General features: G+C 55.2%; 20 protein-coding genes. 9 read left to right on the top strand and 11 right to left on the bottom strand.

Features of this window, described 5'->3' with window-relative positions:
- Positions 1-139: 139 nt before the first annotated feature.
- Entirely contained in the window at positions 140-385 is a 246-nt protein-coding gene (locus RYZ27_RS13990) for a hypothetical protein (protein ID WP_406680143.1), read from the bottom strand.
- A 17-nt stretch (positions 386-402) separates the two neighbouring features.
- The gene (locus RYZ27_RS13985) at positions 403-1,167 is read right to left on the bottom strand and encodes an alpha/beta hydrolase family protein (protein ID WP_406680142.1); all 765 of its coding nucleotides are present in this window, start codon (positions 1,165-1,167) and stop codon (positions 403-405) included.
- Positions 1,168-1,239: 72 nt separating this feature from the next.
- On the opposite strand from RYZ27_RS13985, the gene RYZ27_RS13980 reads away from it, so the two are divergent.
- From RYZ27_RS13980 to RYZ27_RS13940, 9 genes are all read left to right on the top strand, one after another.
- On the top strand, positions 1,240-2,415 hold the full coding sequence (locus RYZ27_RS13980; RefSeq protein ID WP_406680141.1) for a glycosyltransferase family 4 protein: 1,176 nt from the start codon (positions 1,240-1,242) through the stop codon (positions 2,413-2,415).
- Between the two features lie 66 nt (positions 2,416-2,481).
- Complete coding sequence (gene infC, locus RYZ27_RS13975) at positions 2,482-3,027, top strand: translation initiation factor IF-3 (protein ID WP_406681787.1); 546 nt, start codon at positions 2,482-2,484, stop codon at positions 3,025-3,027.
- Complete coding sequence (locus RYZ27_RS13970) at positions 3,024-3,539, top strand: hypothetical protein (RefSeq protein ID WP_406680140.1); 516 nt, start codon at positions 3,024-3,026, stop codon at positions 3,537-3,539. Before infC ends, RYZ27_RS13970 begins: the two co-directional genes overlap by 4 nt.
- A 118-nt stretch (positions 3,540-3,657) precedes the next feature.
- Entirely contained in the window at positions 3,658-3,864 is a 207-nt protein-coding gene (gene rpmI, locus RYZ27_RS13965; protein WP_070960108.1) for a 50S ribosomal protein L35, read from the top strand.
- A 39-nt stretch (positions 3,865-3,903) separates the two neighbouring features.
- A complete protein-coding gene (gene rplT, locus RYZ27_RS13960; RefSeq protein WP_406680139.1) occupies positions 3,904-4,266 on the top strand; it encodes a 50S ribosomal protein L20 in 363 nt (120 codons plus the stop codon).
- A gap of 98 nt (positions 4,267-4,364) precedes the next feature.
- Positions 4,365-5,438, top strand: a complete 1,074-nt coding sequence (pheS, locus tag RYZ27_RS13955; protein WP_406680138.1) for a phenylalanine--tRNA ligase subunit alpha — start codon at positions 4,365-4,367, stop codon at positions 5,436-5,438.
- Positions 5,439-5,448: 10 nt separating this feature from the next.
- Positions 5,449-6,057 (top strand): hypothetical protein, encoded by a 609-nt coding sequence (locus RYZ27_RS13950; RefSeq protein WP_406680137.1) that lies wholly within the window; start codon positions 5,449-5,451, stop codon positions 6,055-6,057.
- The gene (gene pheT, locus RYZ27_RS13945; RefSeq protein WP_406680136.1) at positions 6,054-8,447 is read left to right on the top strand and encodes a phenylalanine--tRNA ligase subunit beta; all 2,394 of its coding nucleotides are present in this window, start codon (positions 6,054-6,056) and stop codon (positions 8,445-8,447) included. The genes RYZ27_RS13950 and pheT overlap by 4 nt, the downstream gene beginning before the upstream one ends.
- A gap of 22 nt (positions 8,448-8,469) precedes the next feature.
- Complete coding sequence (locus RYZ27_RS13940; RefSeq protein ID WP_406680135.1) at positions 8,470-9,297, top strand: ion transporter; 828 nt, start codon at positions 8,470-8,472, stop codon at positions 9,295-9,297.
- On the opposite strand, the gene RYZ27_RS13935 is transcribed toward RYZ27_RS13940, so the two are convergent.
- The 9 genes from RYZ27_RS13935 to trmD form a co-directional block, all read right to left on the bottom strand.
- The gene (locus RYZ27_RS13935) at positions 9,294-9,530 is read right to left on the bottom strand and encodes a DUF3297 family protein (RefSeq protein WP_406680134.1); all 237 of its coding nucleotides are present in this window, start codon (positions 9,528-9,530) and stop codon (positions 9,294-9,296) included. The two genes, RYZ27_RS13940 and RYZ27_RS13935, sit on opposite strands and share 4 nt — an antisense overlap.
- A 27-nt stretch (positions 9,531-9,557) precedes the next feature.
- Positions 9,558-10,613, bottom strand: coding sequence for a 3-isopropylmalate dehydrogenase (gene leuB / locus RYZ27_RS13930; protein ID WP_406680133.1), 1,056 nt, complete (start codon positions 10,611-10,613; stop codon positions 9,558-9,560).
- Positions 10,610-11,041, bottom strand: a complete 432-nt coding sequence (locus RYZ27_RS13925) for a protease inhibitor I42 family protein (RefSeq protein ID WP_406680132.1) — start codon at positions 11,039-11,041, stop codon at positions 10,610-10,612. Before RYZ27_RS13925 ends, leuB begins: the two co-directional genes overlap by 4 nt.
- Positions 11,041-11,667 carry a 3-isopropylmalate dehydratase small subunit gene (leuD, locus tag RYZ27_RS13920; protein ID WP_406680131.1) on the bottom strand — a complete coding sequence of 209 codons (627 nt, stop codon included), beginning with the start codon at positions 11,665-11,667 and terminating at the stop codon, positions 11,041-11,043. Before leuD ends, RYZ27_RS13925 begins: the two co-directional genes overlap by 1 nt.
- Before the next feature lie 9 nt (positions 11,668-11,676).
- Positions 11,677-12,519 carry a VOC family protein gene (locus RYZ27_RS13915; protein ID WP_406680130.1) on the bottom strand — a complete coding sequence of 281 codons (843 nt, stop codon included), beginning with the start codon at positions 12,517-12,519 and terminating at the stop codon, positions 11,677-11,679.
- Positions 12,516-13,916, bottom strand: coding sequence for a 3-isopropylmalate dehydratase large subunit (gene leuC, locus RYZ27_RS13910; RefSeq protein WP_406680129.1), 1,401 nt, complete (start codon positions 13,914-13,916; stop codon positions 12,516-12,518). The genes RYZ27_RS13915 and leuC overlap by 4 nt, the downstream gene beginning before the upstream one ends.
- 203 nt (positions 13,917-14,119) lie before the next feature.
- Positions 14,120-15,526 (bottom strand): hypothetical protein, encoded by a 1,407-nt coding sequence (locus tag RYZ27_RS13905; protein ID WP_406680128.1) that lies wholly within the window; start codon positions 15,524-15,526, stop codon positions 14,120-14,122.
- Between the two features lie 382 nt (positions 15,527-15,908).
- Positions 15,909-16,460 (bottom strand): 50S ribosomal protein L19, encoded by a 552-nt coding sequence (gene rplS / locus RYZ27_RS13900; RefSeq protein WP_406680127.1) that lies wholly within the window; start codon positions 16,458-16,460, stop codon positions 15,909-15,911.
- Positions 16,447-17,175, bottom strand: coding sequence for a tRNA (guanosine(37)-N1)-methyltransferase TrmD (trmD, locus tag RYZ27_RS13895; protein ID WP_406680126.1), 729 nt, complete (start codon positions 17,173-17,175; stop codon positions 16,447-16,449). The genes rplS and trmD overlap by 14 nt, the downstream gene beginning before the upstream one ends.
- Positions 17,176-17,202: the final 27 nt, after the last annotated feature.

Here is a 17,202-nt window from a genome sequence, read left to right as displayed (position 1 = left end):
TAGGGATGTGACGCCTTGGTGTGAAGAGGCCGTTTGTATAATGTTTACCGGGAGGTCAGGCAGATTTCACCTAAAGTCTGTGTCACGTTTTGGCAGGAGGCGCGAACTTTGACTTCGACTAAATTATACAAGGCCCAGATCAGTCTTCGGAAGAATAGTCCGTCTTAAACATCAGGCTGTAGATGAAGAGGCCTAGGCCGATTAGTGCCAGTATGGCTCCGAGGTAGGGCGGCAATATATCTGCAACGCCACCTACAGAGTAAATCCCTATCAGAATTGCTGCTAAGTTAAATATGAAAACAATAAAGCCTGTTGCGTTCGCTGGAACTATTTTCACTCCCAAACCGCGAGCCTTATTCCGATACCAGTACTTTTTCTCTGCCATGTCCCACCCTTTGCGCCTTAAGTGGACGCAAGCTCCCCGCAAACCCCGATCAAACGTTGAATATCCTCTTCGCGCGACAGGCGATGATCGCCGTCCTTGATGAGATGCAAGATTACATCGCCGCCACCAAGCGCATCGACAAGCTTCAGCGCATGTTGCCACGGGACATCCGGGTCTTCCATGCCTTGTAAAACCCGGATCGGGAAATCCACCATGATCGGACCATCGAGCAGACTCCACTTCTCACCGTCTTCAATCAGATTACGCGTAATCGTGTACGGTTCGCCATAGTCCGAAGGGCGCAAGGTGAAGCCCTTGTCCATAATCTCCGCTTGCTGATCAGCATTAAACTCTGGCCACATCAGCTTTTGCGTAAAGTCCGGGGCAGGCGCGATCAGGGTCATCGCCTTTACTCGCTCTTCCAACGCCAGCGCGGCCAGCAGGGCCATCCAGCCGCCCATGCTGGACCCGACCAGAACCAGTGCCCCGTCCGTATGCGCCTCAATTGCAGCCAACGCGTCTTCACGCCAAGCCGAGATCGTGCCGTCGGCAAAATCGCCATCCGATAGCCCATGCCCGGAATAATCAAAGGCGAGGAAGCCATGCCCTGCCCCAATCGCCCAGGCCTCCAGCCGGGTGACTTTTGACCCGCTCATGTCGGATTTGAACCCCGATAACCAGACAAAAGTCGGGCCATGAACCGGCGGGGTATAGCGATAGGCAAGGCGGCGGCCCTGCGGGCTGGTAAAGTATTCAGTCATACCCGCAAATGTCCCTGTCATACCCCTTTGATCAACCCCTGATGACCCACATTTCCCCCTTTCGTCGCCTCACAAAACCCGCCAAATAGACCGATGAGCGACAACTGGCCCGACCTTTCCGACAAGACCATTCTGCAAGTCATCCCCGATCTTGCGGCAGGTGGAGCCGAGCGCACGACCGTTGAAATGGCTGAAGCCATTACAGGCGCAGGCGGGCGAGCATTGGTCGTAAGCGCTGGCGGGCGGCTCGAACCTGCGCTTGCAGAGGCTGGCGGTGAGCTGATCACCATGAATGCGGCCTCAAAGAACCCATTTGTCATCCGCGCCAATTCGGCGCGACTTCAGAAAATTATTTCAGAACAGGGTGTTAGCCTGGTCCATGCCCGCTCCCGCGCCCCGGCCTGGAGCGCCCTTATCGCTGCACGTCGGACCAGCACGCCCTTCGCCACCACCTATCACGGCGCCTATAGCGGCACAGCGGGTCTGAAACGCAAGTATAATTCCGTGATGGCTAAAGGCGATCTTGTCATCGCCAATTCCGAATGGACCGCCGCCCATGTCGCCAGTGTTCATGGCCTCCCAGCGGAAAAGCTCGTCACCATTCCGCGCGGGGTTGATTTCAACACGTTTGACCCCGCCAAGGTGACAGATGCGCGCCTTGCCATCCTGCGCGAAAGCTGGGGTATCGCGATTGAGGATAACCGTTTGAGGTTGGTCTTGCCCGGACGCCTGACAGACTGGAAAGGGCAGGGGGTCGCGATTGAAGCTTTGGCGCATCTTGATGGTGAAGAGCGCTCGCGCCTGCACTTAATCCTGCCCGGCGATGATCAGGGCCGCACGAAATATGTAGACGAACTAAGCCACGCGATTGACCAGCATGGCCTTTCGGGTTGTGTCTCCATTGTCGGGCATTGCGAGGATATGCCCGCCGCCTATACCCTCGCCGATATTGTGCTGGCCCCTTCAAAACGCCCTGAAGCCTTTGGCCGCGTCGCTGCTGAAGCCTCAGCCATGGGTAAGCCTGTGATCGTTGCCGATCATGGCGGACAACGCGAAATCATTGTTGAAGGCCAAACCGGAACGCGCGCGGCGCCCGGCTCTGCGACTGCGCTTGCCGCAGCGATCCGCACCCTCATTCATCTGCCGCCAGAAGCCCGTGCAGCCATGGGAAAAGCCGGTCGGCAGCATGTTCTGAGCCGTTTCAGCAAAAAACAGCTTCAAACGGCGACGCTTAACGTCTATGCCCGCCTGCTCGGTCTGGGAGAATAAGTTGAATTTCCCCGCCGAAGCAGGCATATTAGCCTAAGCAATATTGGCAACTATAGGAGACCAGCCATAGCACGTAGACCACACGGCCGCCCCGAGCGCGCCAAACCAACCGGCCCCCGCACCAATCGCGATATTCGCGCCTCCCGCGTTCTTCTGATTGACGAAAATGGTGAGAAACAGGGCGAGATGCCTATCGATGCAGCTCTGGATGCTGCCCGCGAAGCCGGAATGGACCTTGTTGAAGTTTCCCCAAATCAAGAGATCCCGGTCTGCAAGATTGTCGACTATGGCAAGATGCGCTTTGAGGCGCAGAAGAAGAAAGCTGCCGCCAAGAAGAAACAGAAGACGCAGGAACTGAAAGAGATCAAGTTCCGCCCCAACATTGATAACCATGACTATATGGTCAAAGCCAAGAAGATCCGCGAGTTCTTCGAAAAGGGCGACAAGGTGAAGATTACACTGCGATTCCGCGGTCGTGAAATGGCTCACCAGCACCTCGGTATGGAGCTACTCAACAAGGTCAAAACCGACTTTGAAGACGACATGAAAATCGAGCTGGAACCAAAGCTTGAAGGCCGCCAGATGACCATGGTGATGTCACCCGTGAAATGATTGTCTCTCTAGTTGAATATCAGAATCAGTTCGGGAAGCTGGACAAGTTTTCGGATACTGAGCAAGACATTATTATAAGTAAGCTTAAGGCTTTGCTGATACTGAATGAGGCGTCAGGAGTAATATGCCGTGGCGGCAATTACTTGCTTAGAGTTGTATCGCGTTATGCGACATGCGGCCGTTATTATTCTAAAATGAACACTGTTAAACGTCACGCTAGTCTATACTCAAAAGATGCTCTGGCATTAATAGGTTCTCCAAACGCCAAGTTTGAAGCTGAGCACCCATTCCCTATAGCGGCACAATGGAGCTTTATCTCAAATAATACAGGTTTTGGTTACGATCAATTATACCAAAAGCTTGCAAGGCTTCCTATTATTGTCGTCACGGAGACTGAGCATACAGAGTTGAGTCAAATCGATAGAGATGCTCCTAGTTTTCTTGAGCCTTGGGAAAGATACGAAAAAGCTGGAATCGAGATCGTCCAAAGGCTTGCTGAAGACTCAGCTTGATTCTCTCCCCTGTTTGCGCTTTAACCCGCGCTTCCGCAGTGCTTGGGCCGAAAACGGCATGCCTTAAGCACTCAAAATAGCATCAAATCAGGGCCTTAGCGCTCTACAGGAGATCGAAATGCCGAAGATGAAGACCAAAAAGGCCGCTGCAAAGCGGTTCAAAATTACGGCTAGTGGTAAACTCAAGCACGGTGTTGCCGGTAAGCGTCACCGCCTGATCAGCCACAATGGCAAGTATATTCGCCAGAACCGCGGCACTGAAGTTGTCGCCAAAGCTGACACCCAGCGTGTCATCAAGAAGTTTCTGCCGAACGGCCTGAAATAAGCCCTGTTTGAACCGAATTTGAAGTAAGGAGCCTCGATTATGGCCCGTTCACGTAACAAAGTCCCGGCGCACGCCCGCCACAAGAAAATCATCAAAGCCGCTAAAGGCTATCGCGGCCGCCGCAAGAATACATTCCGCACAGCACACGACGCTGTCTGGAAAGCCGGCCAGTACGCCTATGTTGGCCGTAAGGTCAAAAAGCGCACCTTCCGCAGCCTGTGGATCCAGCGTATCAACGCCGCTGTCCGCGAGCATGACGAAGGCATGACCTATTCACGCTTCATTGGTGGCCTCAGCAAAGCTGGGATCGAGATGGACCGCAAGGTTATGTCTGATCTGGCCATCCGCGAACCAGAAGCTTTTGGCGCCCTTGTGGAGAAGGCAAAGGCGGCCCTGGCTTAAAACCCGGTTCACACCAGCGCTTTTCTCCGCTATCCGAACCGCCTTGAGCGGGGTCGGAAATGGCCCCGTTCGTCCTTAAAGACTGACGGGGCTTTTTCATGTCCGACATAAACACCATCGAATCCGAAGCGCTAAAGGCGATTGATGCCGCAGGCGACCTGGCTGCGCTCGACGCTGTACGGGTGGCAGAACTGGGCAAGAAGGGCCGTGTCTCTGGCCTGATGAAAACGCTTGGACGTATGAGTCCTGAAGAGCGTCAGGAAATGGGTCCCAAGCTGAACGCACTGAAAAACCGCGTGGCTGAAGCCGTGGAGATCCGCAAAGGCGCGCTGGAAGCGGCTGCGCTAGAGGCGCAACTTGCGACTGAAACGCTCGACATGACCCTGCCACCGCGCCCCGAGCATGTCGGCGCGCTGCACCCGGTCATGCAAGTGTTTGAAGAAGTTGCTGCGATCTTCGGTGATATGGGTTTCTCTGTCGCTGAAGGCCCGGACATTGAAGATGACTGGCACAATTTTACCGCGCTGAACTTCCCGGAAGGCCACCCGGCCCGCGAGACCCATGATACCTTCTTCATGGAAGCGCCTGAGGGCGGGGCACCCAAGGTGCTGCGCACACATACGTCTCCGGTCCAGATCCGCACAATGACGAATGGCAAGCCGCCTATTCGCATCATCGCGCCGGGCCGCGTCTATCGCAATGACTGGGATGCCACACACACCCCGATGTTCCATCAGGTTGAAGGTCTGGTGATCGAAAAGGGTATCCATATGGGGCACCTGAAAGGCTGCCTGATTGATTTCGTCAAAGCCTTCTTTGAGGTCGATGATGTCGAGGCGCGGTTCCGCCCACACTTCTTCCCGTTTACAGAGCCAAGCGCTGAGATGGATGTGAAATATACCAAGGACGGCCAGACGATTAAGATCGGGGCAGGGGATAGCTGGATGGAAATCCTCGGCTCCGGCATGGTTCACCCAAACGTGCTGCGCAATTGCGGGATCGACCCGGACGAGTATCAGGGCTTTGCCTTTGGTATGGGGATCGACCGTCTTGCCATGCTGAAATACGGCATGCCGGACCTGCGCCCATATTTTGAAGCAGACGCGGCCTGGACCCGTCACTATGGATTTAAACCCTGGCTGACCCCAAGCGTCAGCGGGGGCTTAAGCTAGAGAGCGAGCCATGGGAAACGGCAATAAAGTCGAATTTCTGGTCGCCGTCTGCGCGCTCGTCAGCTCGATCATTGCGATCTGGGTGGCGTGGGATCAAAGCCGCGTAATGCGTGCGCAGCAGGATGGCATGGTCTATCCTGTTCTGCAGGTCGATGGCTTTGTCTCACGACGCGATGAAAATGTTGCGATCGGAATCCGGCTTGAGAATAGCGGGGTTGGACCCGCCCTGATCGAATCCCTCTCAGCCAGCGCCAATGGCCAGCCCATCACATCTCTGGAACCCTATCGCGGCACGCTGCCAGAGGGGTATCAAATATCATGGACTGGGATTGTCGGCGGCGCCGTCGCCCCGGGTAAACAGGTTGATCCACTACGGCTCGATTGGCGGCCAGATGAGATCACGGACGCAGAGCTGACTGCGGTGACCCTTGCCTGGAGCGAGGTTGATCTGGAAGTATGCTATTGCTCCGTCTTCCAGAAATGCTGGCTGACCAGTATGAACCAGTCCCGGGCGATCCCAACCAAGTCCTGCCCTGAAGGCACCACAGATATATTCGAACAATTCGGCACCACTGGGATCACACCAGCCGCTGCCATTCCTGACGAGGCCTCCCAATGAAGTACCCACTGTCCTGGTTGAAAGACTATCTCTCAACATCTGCCTCACTCGATGAGATTCTGGGCTTCATGCTGAAAGCGGGCCTGGAAGTTGAGCATGTCGATAATCCGGCAGAAGACCTTGCGGCCTTTACGGTTGCCAAGGTGAAAACCGCCGAACCGCACCCGGATGCGGACAAGTTGCGCATCTGTACGGTTGAGACTGTGGATGGCGAAAAACAAATTGTTTGTGGTGCACCAAATGCGCGGGCCGGGATGACCGCCATCTATGCCCCACTGGGGACCTATATTCCGGGGCTTGATTTCAGCCTCGACAAGAAACCTCGCAAAATCCGCGGTGTCGAAAGCTCTGGCATGATGTGCTCGACCAAAGAGCTGAATGCGGGCGAAGACCATGATGGCATTGCTGATCTCGACGCCTCTATCCCGCTAGGCACGCCAGCCGCGCAGGCCCTAGGCCTCGATGATCCGGTGATTGACTTTGAAGTGACGCCCAATCGCCCAGACTGGCTGGGCGTTAAAGGTATTGCCCGTGACCTCGCGGCGGCAGGGGCTGGTCTGTTTCTGGACGATAGTGTCAAGAAAGTCTCAGGCGGCTACGATTGTCCCGTCGAGATTAAGCTTGATGCCCCGGACGCTTGTCCGGTTTTTGCTGGCGCTCTGGTCAAAGGCGTCAAGAATGGCCCCTCACCGGACTGGATGCAGGCGCGGCTGAAAGCCATTGGCATTACACCGAAATCCCTGCTGGTTGATATCACCAATTATATCTCTATCGACCGTGCCCGGCCGCTGCACGTCTATGATGCAGACAAGCTGAAAGGGCCTGTTCGCGCGCGTCTGGGTGAGCAAGGCGAGACACTCGAGGCCCTTGATGGCAAGACCTATGACATCACCGCGGACATGTGCGTCATCGCCGATGATAGCGGCGTGATAGGTCTTGGCGGCGTGATGGGCGGTGAGAGCACCGCGGTTACGGATGAAACCGTCAACGTGTTCATTGAAAGCGCCTGGTTCGATCCATTGCGCACAGCCAAGACTGGCCGGGTGACTGGGATCATTTCGGATGCGCGGTATCGCTTCGAGCGTGGCGTTGACCCTCAGTCCTGTCTGGAAGGGCTAAATCTCGCCCTGAAACTGATCCTCGAATATGGCGGGGGGACAGCCTCCAAAGCCAATCTTGCTGGCGAAGCCCCACGTACAGAGGACAAGGTAGAGTTCCATAAGCGTGATGTTGCCCGCCTGACGGGTCTGGAGCTGAAATCCGCAGCAATGAAGAAAACGCTGAAGACGTTGGGCTTCGCAATTGAGGATACTGGCGAAACCTGGCTTCTCGACGCGCCAAGCTGGCGCTTCGACATGGAGCAATCTGCCGACATCGTTGAAGAAATTGCCCGGCTTGAAGGCTATGACGCCCTGCCGACACTCTCCCTGCCGGCACCAGAGACTAGCAAACGAGTCGTGACAACAGCTCTACAGGATCGTGTGCGCACGGCTCGTCGCACACTGGCTTCACGCGGCTTCCTTGAAGCTGTTACCTGGAGCTTCATGCCCAAAGCCCAAGCCAAATTGTTTGGCGGGGGTGAAGGTGTCCTGACGGTCGCAAATCCCGTCGCCAGCGAACTCAATCAGATGCGCCCAAGCGTTCTGGCCAATCTGGCCACAGCTGCCCAGAAAGGCGCCGACAATGGTGAGCGCGAGCTACGCCTGTTCGAAGCCGGCCCAATCTACCTCAATGATGGTCCCAAGGATCAACGCACAGTAGTCAGCGCTCTGGTGCGCCCCGCCAAGACAAGGCACTGGCAAGGCAGTGAAAGTTATGACGCTTATGCCGCAAAAGCGGACCTATTCGCCGTCCTCGAAGCGCTTGGCCAACCGCCTGAGCGCTTCCAGATTGAGGGGCCACGTCAAAAGCACTGGCATCCGGGGCAATCTGCCTGTCTGAAACTTGGCCCAAAGGTCACCATTGCCCATTTCGGCGCGCTGCATCCGGGTGTCCTGAAGCAGATTGGTGTTGATGGTCCGGCTTATGGTTTTGAGCTGAACCTCAACGCCCTACCGCAAATGAAGGCCAAAGCCACCAAAACCAAAGCGGTTCTGGACAAGGCGGACCTGACGCCAATCCACCGCGATTTTGCCTTCGTGGTCACTGAGGATATTGCCGCTGGCGCCATCGTCAAAGCCGCGAAAGGGGCCGATAAGACCCTCATCACAGACACGACTGTGTTCGATGTCTATCAGGGGACTGGTATTGAAGAGGGCCACAAGTCCGTCGCGATTGAAGTGACCCTGCAGCCCAAAGGCGAGGCCCTGAAAGATAAGGATATCGAAGCGATTTCCGACAAGATTATCAAGGCCGTCGCCAAGGCGACCGGGGGTGTGCTAAGAGGCTAAAGCGTCTTTGGGAGGGGCGCTCATGATGGGAATACAGCGCGCACTTTACCGGGAAATGGTTCCAGAAGCCCGAGAGAAAGGGATTTCCTGGACCAATTGGTTCATTATCGCGCTGGTCCTTGTCAGCTTCCTGTTTCTGGCGCTGGAAACCGAAGAAACTATTACGAATGACCCGAACTGGGCCAGAGCCATTGCGATTTTCAATATCGCCGTCGTTATCGTTTTTGCGATTGAATATTTGATGCGTGTCTGGGTGGCTGGTGTGAACCCGAAATATGCCGGATTCCGTGGGCGAATACGCTATATTCGGCAGTTCTATTCGATTGCTGATTTGTTGGCTTTCTTACCCGAATTGCTTGTCATGGTTTTCGGTGGGGGCATTTCGGCAGTGGCTTTACGGGTCTTACGGCTGTTCCGCCTGATCAAGATTGCCCGGTTTGTCCCAGCTTTTGACATACTAGGTTCCGCTTTGAAACGCTCTGGTAGTCAACTCCTGACCACGCTCGCGATGGCGCTGGCTCTGGTCTATATTTCCGCCGTCGCGCTCTACTTCATTGAGGGCATCGGCGGAGAGCAGCAGGAAAGCTTTAACTCCATACCGCGCGCCATCTGGTGGGCGATCGCGACCCTGACAACCGTTGGCTATGGGGATGTTTTCCCCGTCACACCTTTGGGGCGTTTCTTTGCATCCATGATCGCACTGGCTGGGATTGGTGTGGTTGCCTTGCCCGCCGGTGTATTCGCCAGCGCATTTAGTGACGAACTGCGCGAGCGCCAGCTCAAGAAACTTGAAGACAAGGTTGAAGAGCTGGAGGCGGAAAACCCACCCCCGGAAAAACGGGTGACTTAGCTTTCGAGATAAGGCTCAACCGTGCCTTTCAGCTTCATGGTCAAAGGCTGACCTTTGCGATCAACCGCCTTACCCGCAGCAACCTTGATCCAGCCTTCAGAGATACAATACTCGACCACATTGGTCTTTTCCTGGCCGTTAAACTTGATACCGACGCCCCGCTCAAGCACAGCGGCGTCATGAAAAGGGCTGGATGGATCAAGGCTTAGCCGATCTGGCATCTGGTCACTCATGAGGCACTCCTAAACTTTTTCGCGTTTCTACAGCGCTGCGATCACGGCGTCACCCATCTCTTGTGTACTCAGGCTGCCGCCAAGGTCACGGGTCCGGGCGCCCGCATTAAGAGCTTCACCAACCGCTTTCAGAACGCGGTCCGCCGCATCAGCCCGGCCAAGTGACCAGCGCAACGCCATCTCCAGAGACAGGATAGCCGCGCACGGATTAGCAAGACCCTGACCGGCAATATCCGGCGCAGAGCCATGCACAGGCTCATACAGGCCCGGTGTGCCATCAATACCCAAGCTTGCGCTCGGCAACATGCCAATAGAGCCGGTTAGCATGGCCGCTTCATCCGAAAGCACATCGCCGAACAGGTTCCCGGCCAAGATAACATCAAACTGTTTCGGGGCGCGTACCAATTCCATGGCACAGGCGTCGGCATAAAGATGGCTGAGTTTTACACCATCGCCCTCCGCAGCGTGCAGAGCAGTGACAATCTCGCGCCAGAACAGGCCGCTTTCCATGACATTGGATTTCTCAACCGAGCAAACCTCACCGCCGCGACCGCGGGCAATCTCAAACGCGACACGGGCGACACGTTCAATCTCCGGCTGGGTATAGCGCGAGGTTTCATAGCCAAAGCGCACACCATCGGCATTGGTTTCAATCCCGCGCGGTTCGCCAAAATACACCCCGGAGGTCAACTCGCGCACGATCATCAGATCAAGGCCTTCAATCACCTCCCGTTTCAGGCTCGAGGCGTCGACCAGAGCCGGGAAACAGTAGGCCGGGCGCAGATTTGCAAACACATCAAGGCCTTTACGAAGCTGCAACAGCCCCATTTCGGGGCGCAAATGCCGCGCAGCATCAACCCATTTCGGACCGCCAACTGCGCCAAGCAAAACTGCATCGCTGGCTTTGGCCAGTTCCAGCGTGTCATCGCTTAAAGGCACACCATGCGTATCGATAGAGGCACCCCCGACAAGGCTGGACTGTGTCGTAATATCATCAGCCACCACATTCAGGACACGAACCGCCTGCTCAATAACTTCTGGACCAATGCCATCACCGGGCAAAAGGAGGATGGATTGGCTCATTCTACGACCTTAATCTTGAATTTCAGGGTTTCCGCGACATCTTGCGGGGATCTTTGATATGAAAGTTCCAAATCGGAACGACCCTTTGCGATACCCTCAAAAACGAACATCATGGTTCCGCCACCCCCGACAAGGCCTTCGGGTGCCGGATCGGCGACATAGTCTTCAGAGACGGTTTTGACTTTCGTCTCATCGAGTGACGTGATCGTCCAGAAATATCCGGTCGTCGCATTCGCTTCGAGGTTGATGTGAACCTGCCCACCTGGGCGCAAGGTAATGTCTGTGCCAGTTGCCGGATTATTCAGTGTTTGCACAGGAGCCGCCCCTTCCAGGCCGCGCACTTCAGGTTTGGTGTTCAAAACATCCATCGCACAGCCCGTCAGGCCAAGCGTGGATACCACTGCAACTATGGTGATCAATCGTCTCATCAGGCTTTCTCCAACCATGGTGTGGCTAACTTACGCTGCGCCTCAAATGATGAAATCGCCGAATCCTGCTGCAGGCTCAGGCCGATATTATCAAGCCCCTTCAGGAGTTTTTCCTTGCGCCCTTCATCATAGTCAAAATGGTGCTCTGCCCCGTCCGGACCGATGACCAGCTGACGCTCAAGGTCGATTTCAAACACTGAGTTACCGCCCCCCGCTTGCCCCGCCAGTACGTCACAAGCCTCTTGCGGTAAGGTCAGCGCAAGAATGCCATTATTGCCGCAATTATTATAGAAAATGTCAGCAAAACTCGGCGCAATCACGCAGGTAATCCCTTGGTCCAAAAGGGCCCAGGGCGCATGTTCACGCGAGGAACCACAGCCAAAATTATCACCAGCAATCAGGACACCTGCGCTTTTGTAAGCGGGCTTGTTCAGGACGAAATCCGGGTTAGGGGAGCCATCCGCCAAGGTCTTCAATTCGTGAAACAAGCCTTCGGACAAACCAACACGTTCGGTCGTCTTCAGGAACTGTTTCGGGATAATCATGTCCGTGTCGACATTCGCCATGAGCTTGCCCCCATCAATCAAGGGGGCCGCAGTTGTGCGCAGGGTCGTAAACGCTTTCATGGCTATGCCTTACTTCTTGTCATGCTGTATGAACAGGGTTGGGACGTTCAGGGTTCCATCGCGCACTGTAAACACACGACTGCCCGCTTTTCGCCCCTGCCGGATTTCACTGATATTGAGACCTGCAGCGCCAAGTCGCGCGTGGGCAACCTCAAGCTCTTCAACCGCCCACGTAATGCCCCAAAGGTTATCATGGTCATCAGGATTATGATCTTGATCGAGCCTGTGAATAATCTCGAGGGTCAGGCCCCCAAGCCGGAAGAACAGGAACCGCGTTTTCCACTGCTCGGCCAGACGATCCAGAGCAAACCGTAACCCTAAACGCGCGCCATAGGTCGCAACAGCCCGTTCAGGGTTTGGCGTATTGATCACAATGTGATCCAGAGCGGTAATCGCACCGGATTCAGAGGCGCCGGGTGGCAGGTTGCCCTCTGTTAGTTCCAAAACGAAACTCTTTATCCCCGCCATATGCTGATCGGGCAACCGAAACCGCTTCCAGGAACGCTTTTGCCCGGTCGTAAGGTCTTCACTTGCACCATCCGTAACCTCGGAAGGCGCTAAACCGCGTCGGCCGAGGGCGTAATGATCATCACCTATCGCGTCGGAGCGATAGGCAAGACTGGTAAGGCGCGGCCCATCCTTCGTCATCGCCCGCAACTTTTCAGCAACGGCGCCTTCGCCATGCGGTGCCATCAGTTCAAGCGCGGTATTCCCGGCATCAAAAACTGCAGTCTGACTGCCCTCACCAACCGCGCGCCAAACCGGGCCGGCCCCAAACAGCTTGCCATAGCATTCAATCCCCTCATCGATATCGGGGCACAGCAAGACAATATGGTCCAGCGCCGTGATCATCCGCCGATTACTCCAGTGACAGCCGCGCGGGCCGCAAGGGCAGGGCTCATCAGGTGGGTGCGCCCACCCCGGCCTTGGCGGCCTTCAAAATTACGGTTGGAGGTTGAGGCGCAGCGCTCGCCGGGGCTGAGAATATCCGGGTTCATCCCCAGACACATTGAGCAACCGGGCTCCCGCCACTCAAAGCCAGCGGCGCGGAAAACTTGATCCAGCCCCTCACTTTCGGCTTGTGCCCGCACCAGACCTGAGCCCGGTACGACCATGGCCCGAACACCATCTGCTACGGTCTTACCCTCGGCAATCGCCGCCGCAGCGCGCAAATCCTCGATCCGCGAATTGGTACAGGAGCCAATAAAGACGCGCTGGATAGGCGTACCCGCAAGAGGGGCGCCAGGCTGCAAATCCATATAGGACAGCGCACGTTCCGCCGCACCTTTCTTGATCGGATCATCAATCTTGGCCGGGTCTGGGATATTCCCGGAAAGCGGAATCGCCTGTTCCGGGCTGGTCCCCCAGGTCACAGTCGGCTCAATCTTTGTCGCATCAATTTCGATGATATGATCCCAATGCGCATCATCATCAGAAAATAGCGTGCGCCAATGCTGCTCCGCCAGTTCCCAAGCCCCGGCTTTGGGCGCTGATGGGCGGCCTTTCATATAAGAAAGGGTTGTCTCATCTGGGGCAATCAGACCGGCACGGGCACCGCCTTCAATCGACAGATTGCAAAGCGTCATTCGTCCTTCCATAGACAGGGCGCGGATGGCTTCCCCGCGAAACTCCATGACGCAACCCGTGCCGCCCGCCGTCCCAATCTCAGCGATCAGATGCAGAGCCAGATCCTTAGCGGTAACGCCGTCAGGCAAGATACCGCGCACCTCAATCGCCATATTCTTCATTTTACGCGCCCGCAGAGTTTGTGTCGCCAGAACATGCTCAACTTCGCTGGTCCCGATGCCATGCGCCAAAGCGCCAAATGCGCCATGCGTTGAGGTATGACTATCGCCGCAAACAATTGTCATGCCGGGCTGGGTGCGCCCTTGTTCAGGGCCAACCACGTGAACAATCCCATTGCGCAAATCACCCATAGGGAAAAACTCGATGCCATGTTCGGCAACATTGCGACTAAGCGCCTGAAGCTGCATCCGCGCCGCTTCATCGCGAACCCCATCCAGCCCAAGAGCCTGTCCCTCAGTCGGGGTATTGTGATCTGCAACCGCCAAAGTCAGATCCGGGCGCCGAACCCTGCGACCAGCAGACTTCAGCCCTGCAAAAGCCTGCGGTGTCGTCACCTCATGGATCAGATGCAAGTCAATATAAAGCAGGGATTCTCCCGTCGCTTCATCGGTTGAAACGTGGTGGGCATTCCAGATTTTATCGTACAGCGTTAGTCCGGGCATGATTTCCTCATCAACTGGCCGGAAAACACCACGGACGTGCGTCGCTGGCAATCATTTTAGCCATATAAAGGCACATTTTGCCACAACCACGAAAAGACGCCGTGTCACCACAGCGTCTTCCCGGGGATCCCGACGAAAAATGAAGAAAATCGTCGGGTCAGGTGGATTAGAGGGCAAGCAAAGCCCGCCCTCTAAATCTCATCTTAGTTACAGTTACACGGTGCGCCGAGGTTCAGAACGACCAGGCTTGCACGAACTGTTTCGTAACGTGTTGGGTTCGTTACAGTTTCTGTACGACCACGGACACGTTCGATGATCACAGGCTGAACGCGGGTAACCACTTTCGGCTGATATACAATGCGCTTGGTCACGGCATCGAAGTAGCTCTCGGAGTACTCTTCGTTGAACGCCTCTGTGACCTGCGGGATGTAGTTCACCTGAGTTTGTGGAACCATCACGGACTCAGTGATGCTGGCCAGTGTGCTTTCTTCATAGCGTGTTGGCAGAGTTTCTGTCTCTACGCGGCCCTGAAGAACCTCATTGATGACCGGCTGAACTGTTGTGACAACAACAGGCTGGATGATCGTACGCGTGACCTGGTCAACGTATACATCTTCAACTTCCAGAACTGTGCGCTCTGTAACCTGTGGAATCACGTTTTCAACAATCTGTGGTGTTGGGTCACGCTCGATACGTGGGTCGAGGCGAACTTCTTCATAGATTGTATCTTCAACAATCTCTTCAGTTTGGGCGCGCAGGATCTGACGCTCAATCGGCTGGATCGTTGTGATGGTTCTTGGCTGATAGATGTTACGGGTTGCAACATAAGGCACCGCAACTTCAGTGTAACGCTCTTCGGTCATTTCTGTCAGTTGCTCAGAAACAGTCTCAATCGTGTTTGGAACGATGATTGAGTTGCGCTGCGTTGGTGCAGTGCGTGTTTCATAACGTGGCTCAGCAGTAATTGTCTCTGTGCGTGGGCGCGTAATACGACGCTGAACAGGAACAACCGTTGTGCGCTCGATCGGCTGGATCACGTCGCGCTGCGTAACAACATCAAAGTAGGTTTCAGATGTCTCTTCGCGATAGTTCTCTTCAACCTGTGGGACATACTGTGTCTCAACAGTTGGCACAGCGTCACGGTCGATACGAACAGGCAGACGGTTGGTTTCGAAAACCATGTCTTCTGTGAGGTCTTCGTTCCGTGGCTGCAGAACTTCACGTGTGATCGGCTGGATCAGAGTGCGTTGAACCGGCTGAATCAGATTACGCTCAGTCACGGCTTCGATATACTCAGTTGTTTCCTGAAGCTCGGTGCGCTCTTCATAACGCTCTTCAGTACCGCCACAACAATATTCTGTTTCAACAGCGGTCTCAGACCCGCCAACATAGCGAACGTCTGTTGAACCGGCAGGCGCGCCAGAGCGTGAAATGATGTCACGAATTTCTGCGTCTGTCAGAATACGCTCAGATGTTGCAGCCCCACTCGCTACATAGCGATCGCCCGCAACCTGACCGTCCCAGCTTTTTCCATCGCCATCAGCGAAAGCCATAGTCGGAATCGCGGCCGCGGCCACAACACCGATCAGGATGTTCTTCTTAAATGTCATTTTCCATCTTCCCCTTTGTATACCGCAAGCGGCATTGGTTACTGTCGTGTTCTGCATCCCGAGCCATTTCGGGACGACGAGATACGACGACGCAAATTCCGCGCCTATTATTTCGTATATGTAATGAATCAGTAGCGGCCAACGGGATTCCCGTCGGGCGCGAGTTTTTAACTGCTATTTCTGTCAATTAACCCGATTTTAAGGGATATTTCCCGTACTTACAGGCATTCTGCGCCACGCCTCACATAGGCAGTGCAAGTCACAGGCCGCAGCGATTAACCTTTTGTGGCACAGGCTCTGTCTAGGTTTGTCGCAAAATGAGACACAAAAAACCCGGCTAAAATAGCCGGGCTTATTCAATTAGTTCAAGAAGTATGAAAGCCTATGCTTCCTCGTTACCTTCTGTAGCCTCTGCCTCGGCAGCAGCGGCTGCTGCAGCTTCCTCAGCGGCTTTGGCTTTTGCAGCAGCTTCACGTTGAACCGCAGCTTCTTCGCGGCGGGCCACTTTTGCAGCATCACGCTGACGGCGCAGCTCAGTTTTAGAAGTCGTGATCTCAGTGACTTCCATACCGTGACCGGTTGTACGCTCAGCAATACGTGCAGACTTACCGCGACGATCACGCAGATAGTAAAGCTTGGCGCGGCGAACGCGGCCTTTACGCTTCACTTCGATGCTCTCGATCATTGGTGAAACAACCGGGAACACACGCTCAACGCCTTCGCCGAAGGAAATCTTGCGAACGGTGAAGTTCTCATTGATGCCTTTGCCAGCGCGGGCGATACAAACGCCTTCATAGCGCTGAACACGCTCACGATCACCTTCTGTAATACGCACGTTTACAGACAGCGTATCGCCTGGCGAAAATTCTGGGATATTTTTGCCAGCGGTTACGCGGGCAACTTCTTCAGCTTCAAGCTGCTCAATCATGTTCATCGTCCGTCTCCGACGCTCGTAATTCTGGCCCATGAGGGAAAGCGGCCCATAAATCGGGACGGCGGGCTTTTGTCAATGCCTTGCTCTGCTGATTCCTCCACTCGTCAACACGTTTATGATCGCCTGAGGTCAAAACCGATGGCGTTTCACGTCCCTCCCATAATCTCGGCAGAGTATATTGTGGATATTCAAGCAAGCCCCCGGAGAAACTTTCATCCTCGACCGAGGCATGGTTACCCGCCACGCCCGGCATCAGGCGGAGCGTTGCCTCAAGCATCGCCATGGCCGCCACTTCACCCCCAGCCAGCACATAATCGCCAAGCGAGACTTCAATCATATTGCGCGCTTCAATTACACGCTCATCCAGCCCCTCAAACCGACCACAAAAGAAAACAATACCTTCGCCTGAGGTCCAGTTCTGCGCAATTTCCTGCGAGAACGGCACACCGCGAGGGCTTGGATAGATGATCGGTCGATTATCCTTAGGCAGGCTGTCTATCGCGGCAGCAGCCACATCCGGGCGCAGAACCAGACCCGCGCCGCCGCCTGCCGGTTTTTCATCAACCTGCCGGTGTTTGCCCAAGCCAAAGTCCCGCAACTCGACCAGATCGAGTGACCATAGTCCGTCTTCACGGGCGCGATCCAGAATGGAAACGCCCAGCGGCCCAGGAAAGGCTTCTGGATAAAGGGTAATGAAGGAGGCTCGAAAACTCATGCGCGCGGTTTAGCGCGAGAACGAGCC

This window comes from Hyphomonas sp. FCG-A18, assembly GCF_045287255.1.
In the GTDB taxonomy this organism is placed as follows: domain Bacteria; phylum Pseudomonadota; class Alphaproteobacteria; order Caulobacterales; family Hyphomonadaceae; genus Henriciella.
The sequence above is the reverse complement of the archived record's forward strand: the minus strand, read 5'-3'. Positions and strand labels throughout refer to the sequence as shown.

Coding starts and splice junctions, on each gene's coding strand:
- RYZ27_RS13990 (WP_406680143.1), bottom strand. CDS start 385: ATGGCAGAGAAAAAGTACTGGTATCGGAATAAGGCTCGCGGTTTGGGA.
- RYZ27_RS13985 (WP_406680142.1), bottom strand. CDS start 1,167: ATGACAGGGACATTTGCGGGTATGACTGAATACTTTACCAGCCCGCAG.
- RYZ27_RS13980 (WP_406680141.1), top strand. CDS start 1,240: ATGAGCGACAACTGGCCCGACCTTTCCGACAAGACCATTCTGCAAGTC.
- RYZ27_RS13970 (WP_406680140.1), top strand. CDS start 3,024: ATGATTGTCTCTCTAGTTGAATATCAGAATCAGTTCGGGAAGCTGGAC.
- rpmI (WP_070960108.1), top strand. CDS start 3,658: ATGCCGAAGATGAAGACCAAAAAGGCCGCTGCAAAGCGGTTCAAAATT.
- rplT (WP_406680139.1), top strand. CDS start 3,904: ATGGCCCGTTCACGTAACAAAGTCCCGGCGCACGCCCGCCACAAGAAA.
- pheS (WP_406680138.1), top strand. CDS start 4,365: ATGTCCGACATAAACACCATCGAATCCGAAGCGCTAAAGGCGATTGAT.
- RYZ27_RS13950 (WP_406680137.1), top strand. CDS start 5,449: ATGGGAAACGGCAATAAAGTCGAATTTCTGGTCGCCGTCTGCGCGCTC.
- pheT (WP_406680136.1), top strand. CDS start 6,054: ATGAAGTACCCACTGTCCTGGTTGAAAGACTATCTCTCAACATCTGCC.
- RYZ27_RS13940 (WP_406680135.1), top strand. CDS start 8,470: ATGATGGGAATACAGCGCGCACTTTACCGGGAAATGGTTCCAGAAGCC.
- RYZ27_RS13935 (WP_406680134.1), bottom strand. CDS start 9,530: ATGAGTGACCAGATGCCAGATCGGCTAAGCCTTGATCCATCCAGCCCT.
- leuB (WP_406680133.1), bottom strand. CDS start 10,613: ATGAGCCAATCCATCCTCCTTTTGCCCGGTGATGGCATTGGTCCAGAA.
- RYZ27_RS13925 (WP_406680132.1), bottom strand. CDS start 11,041: ATGAGACGATTGATCACCATAGTTGCAGTGGTATCCACGCTTGGCCTG.
- leuD (WP_406680131.1), bottom strand. CDS start 11,667: ATGAAAGCGTTTACGACCCTGCGCACAACTGCGGCCCCCTTGATTGAT.
- RYZ27_RS13915 (WP_406680130.1), bottom strand. CDS start 12,519: ATGATCACGGCGCTGGACCATATTGTCTTGCTGTGCCCCGATATCGAT.
- leuC (WP_406680129.1), bottom strand. CDS start 13,916: ATGCCCGGACTAACGCTGTACGATAAAATCTGGAATGCCCACCACGTT.
- RYZ27_RS13905 (WP_406680128.1), bottom strand. CDS start 15,526: ATGACATTTAAGAAGAACATCCTGATCGGTGTTGTGGCCGCGGCCGCG.
- rplS (WP_406680127.1), bottom strand. CDS start 16,460: ATGAACATGATTGAGCAGCTTGAAGCTGAAGAAGTTGCCCGCGTAACC.
- trmD (WP_406680126.1), bottom strand. CDS start 17,175: ATGAGTTTTCGAGCCTCCTTCATTACCCTTTATCCAGAAGCCTTTCCT.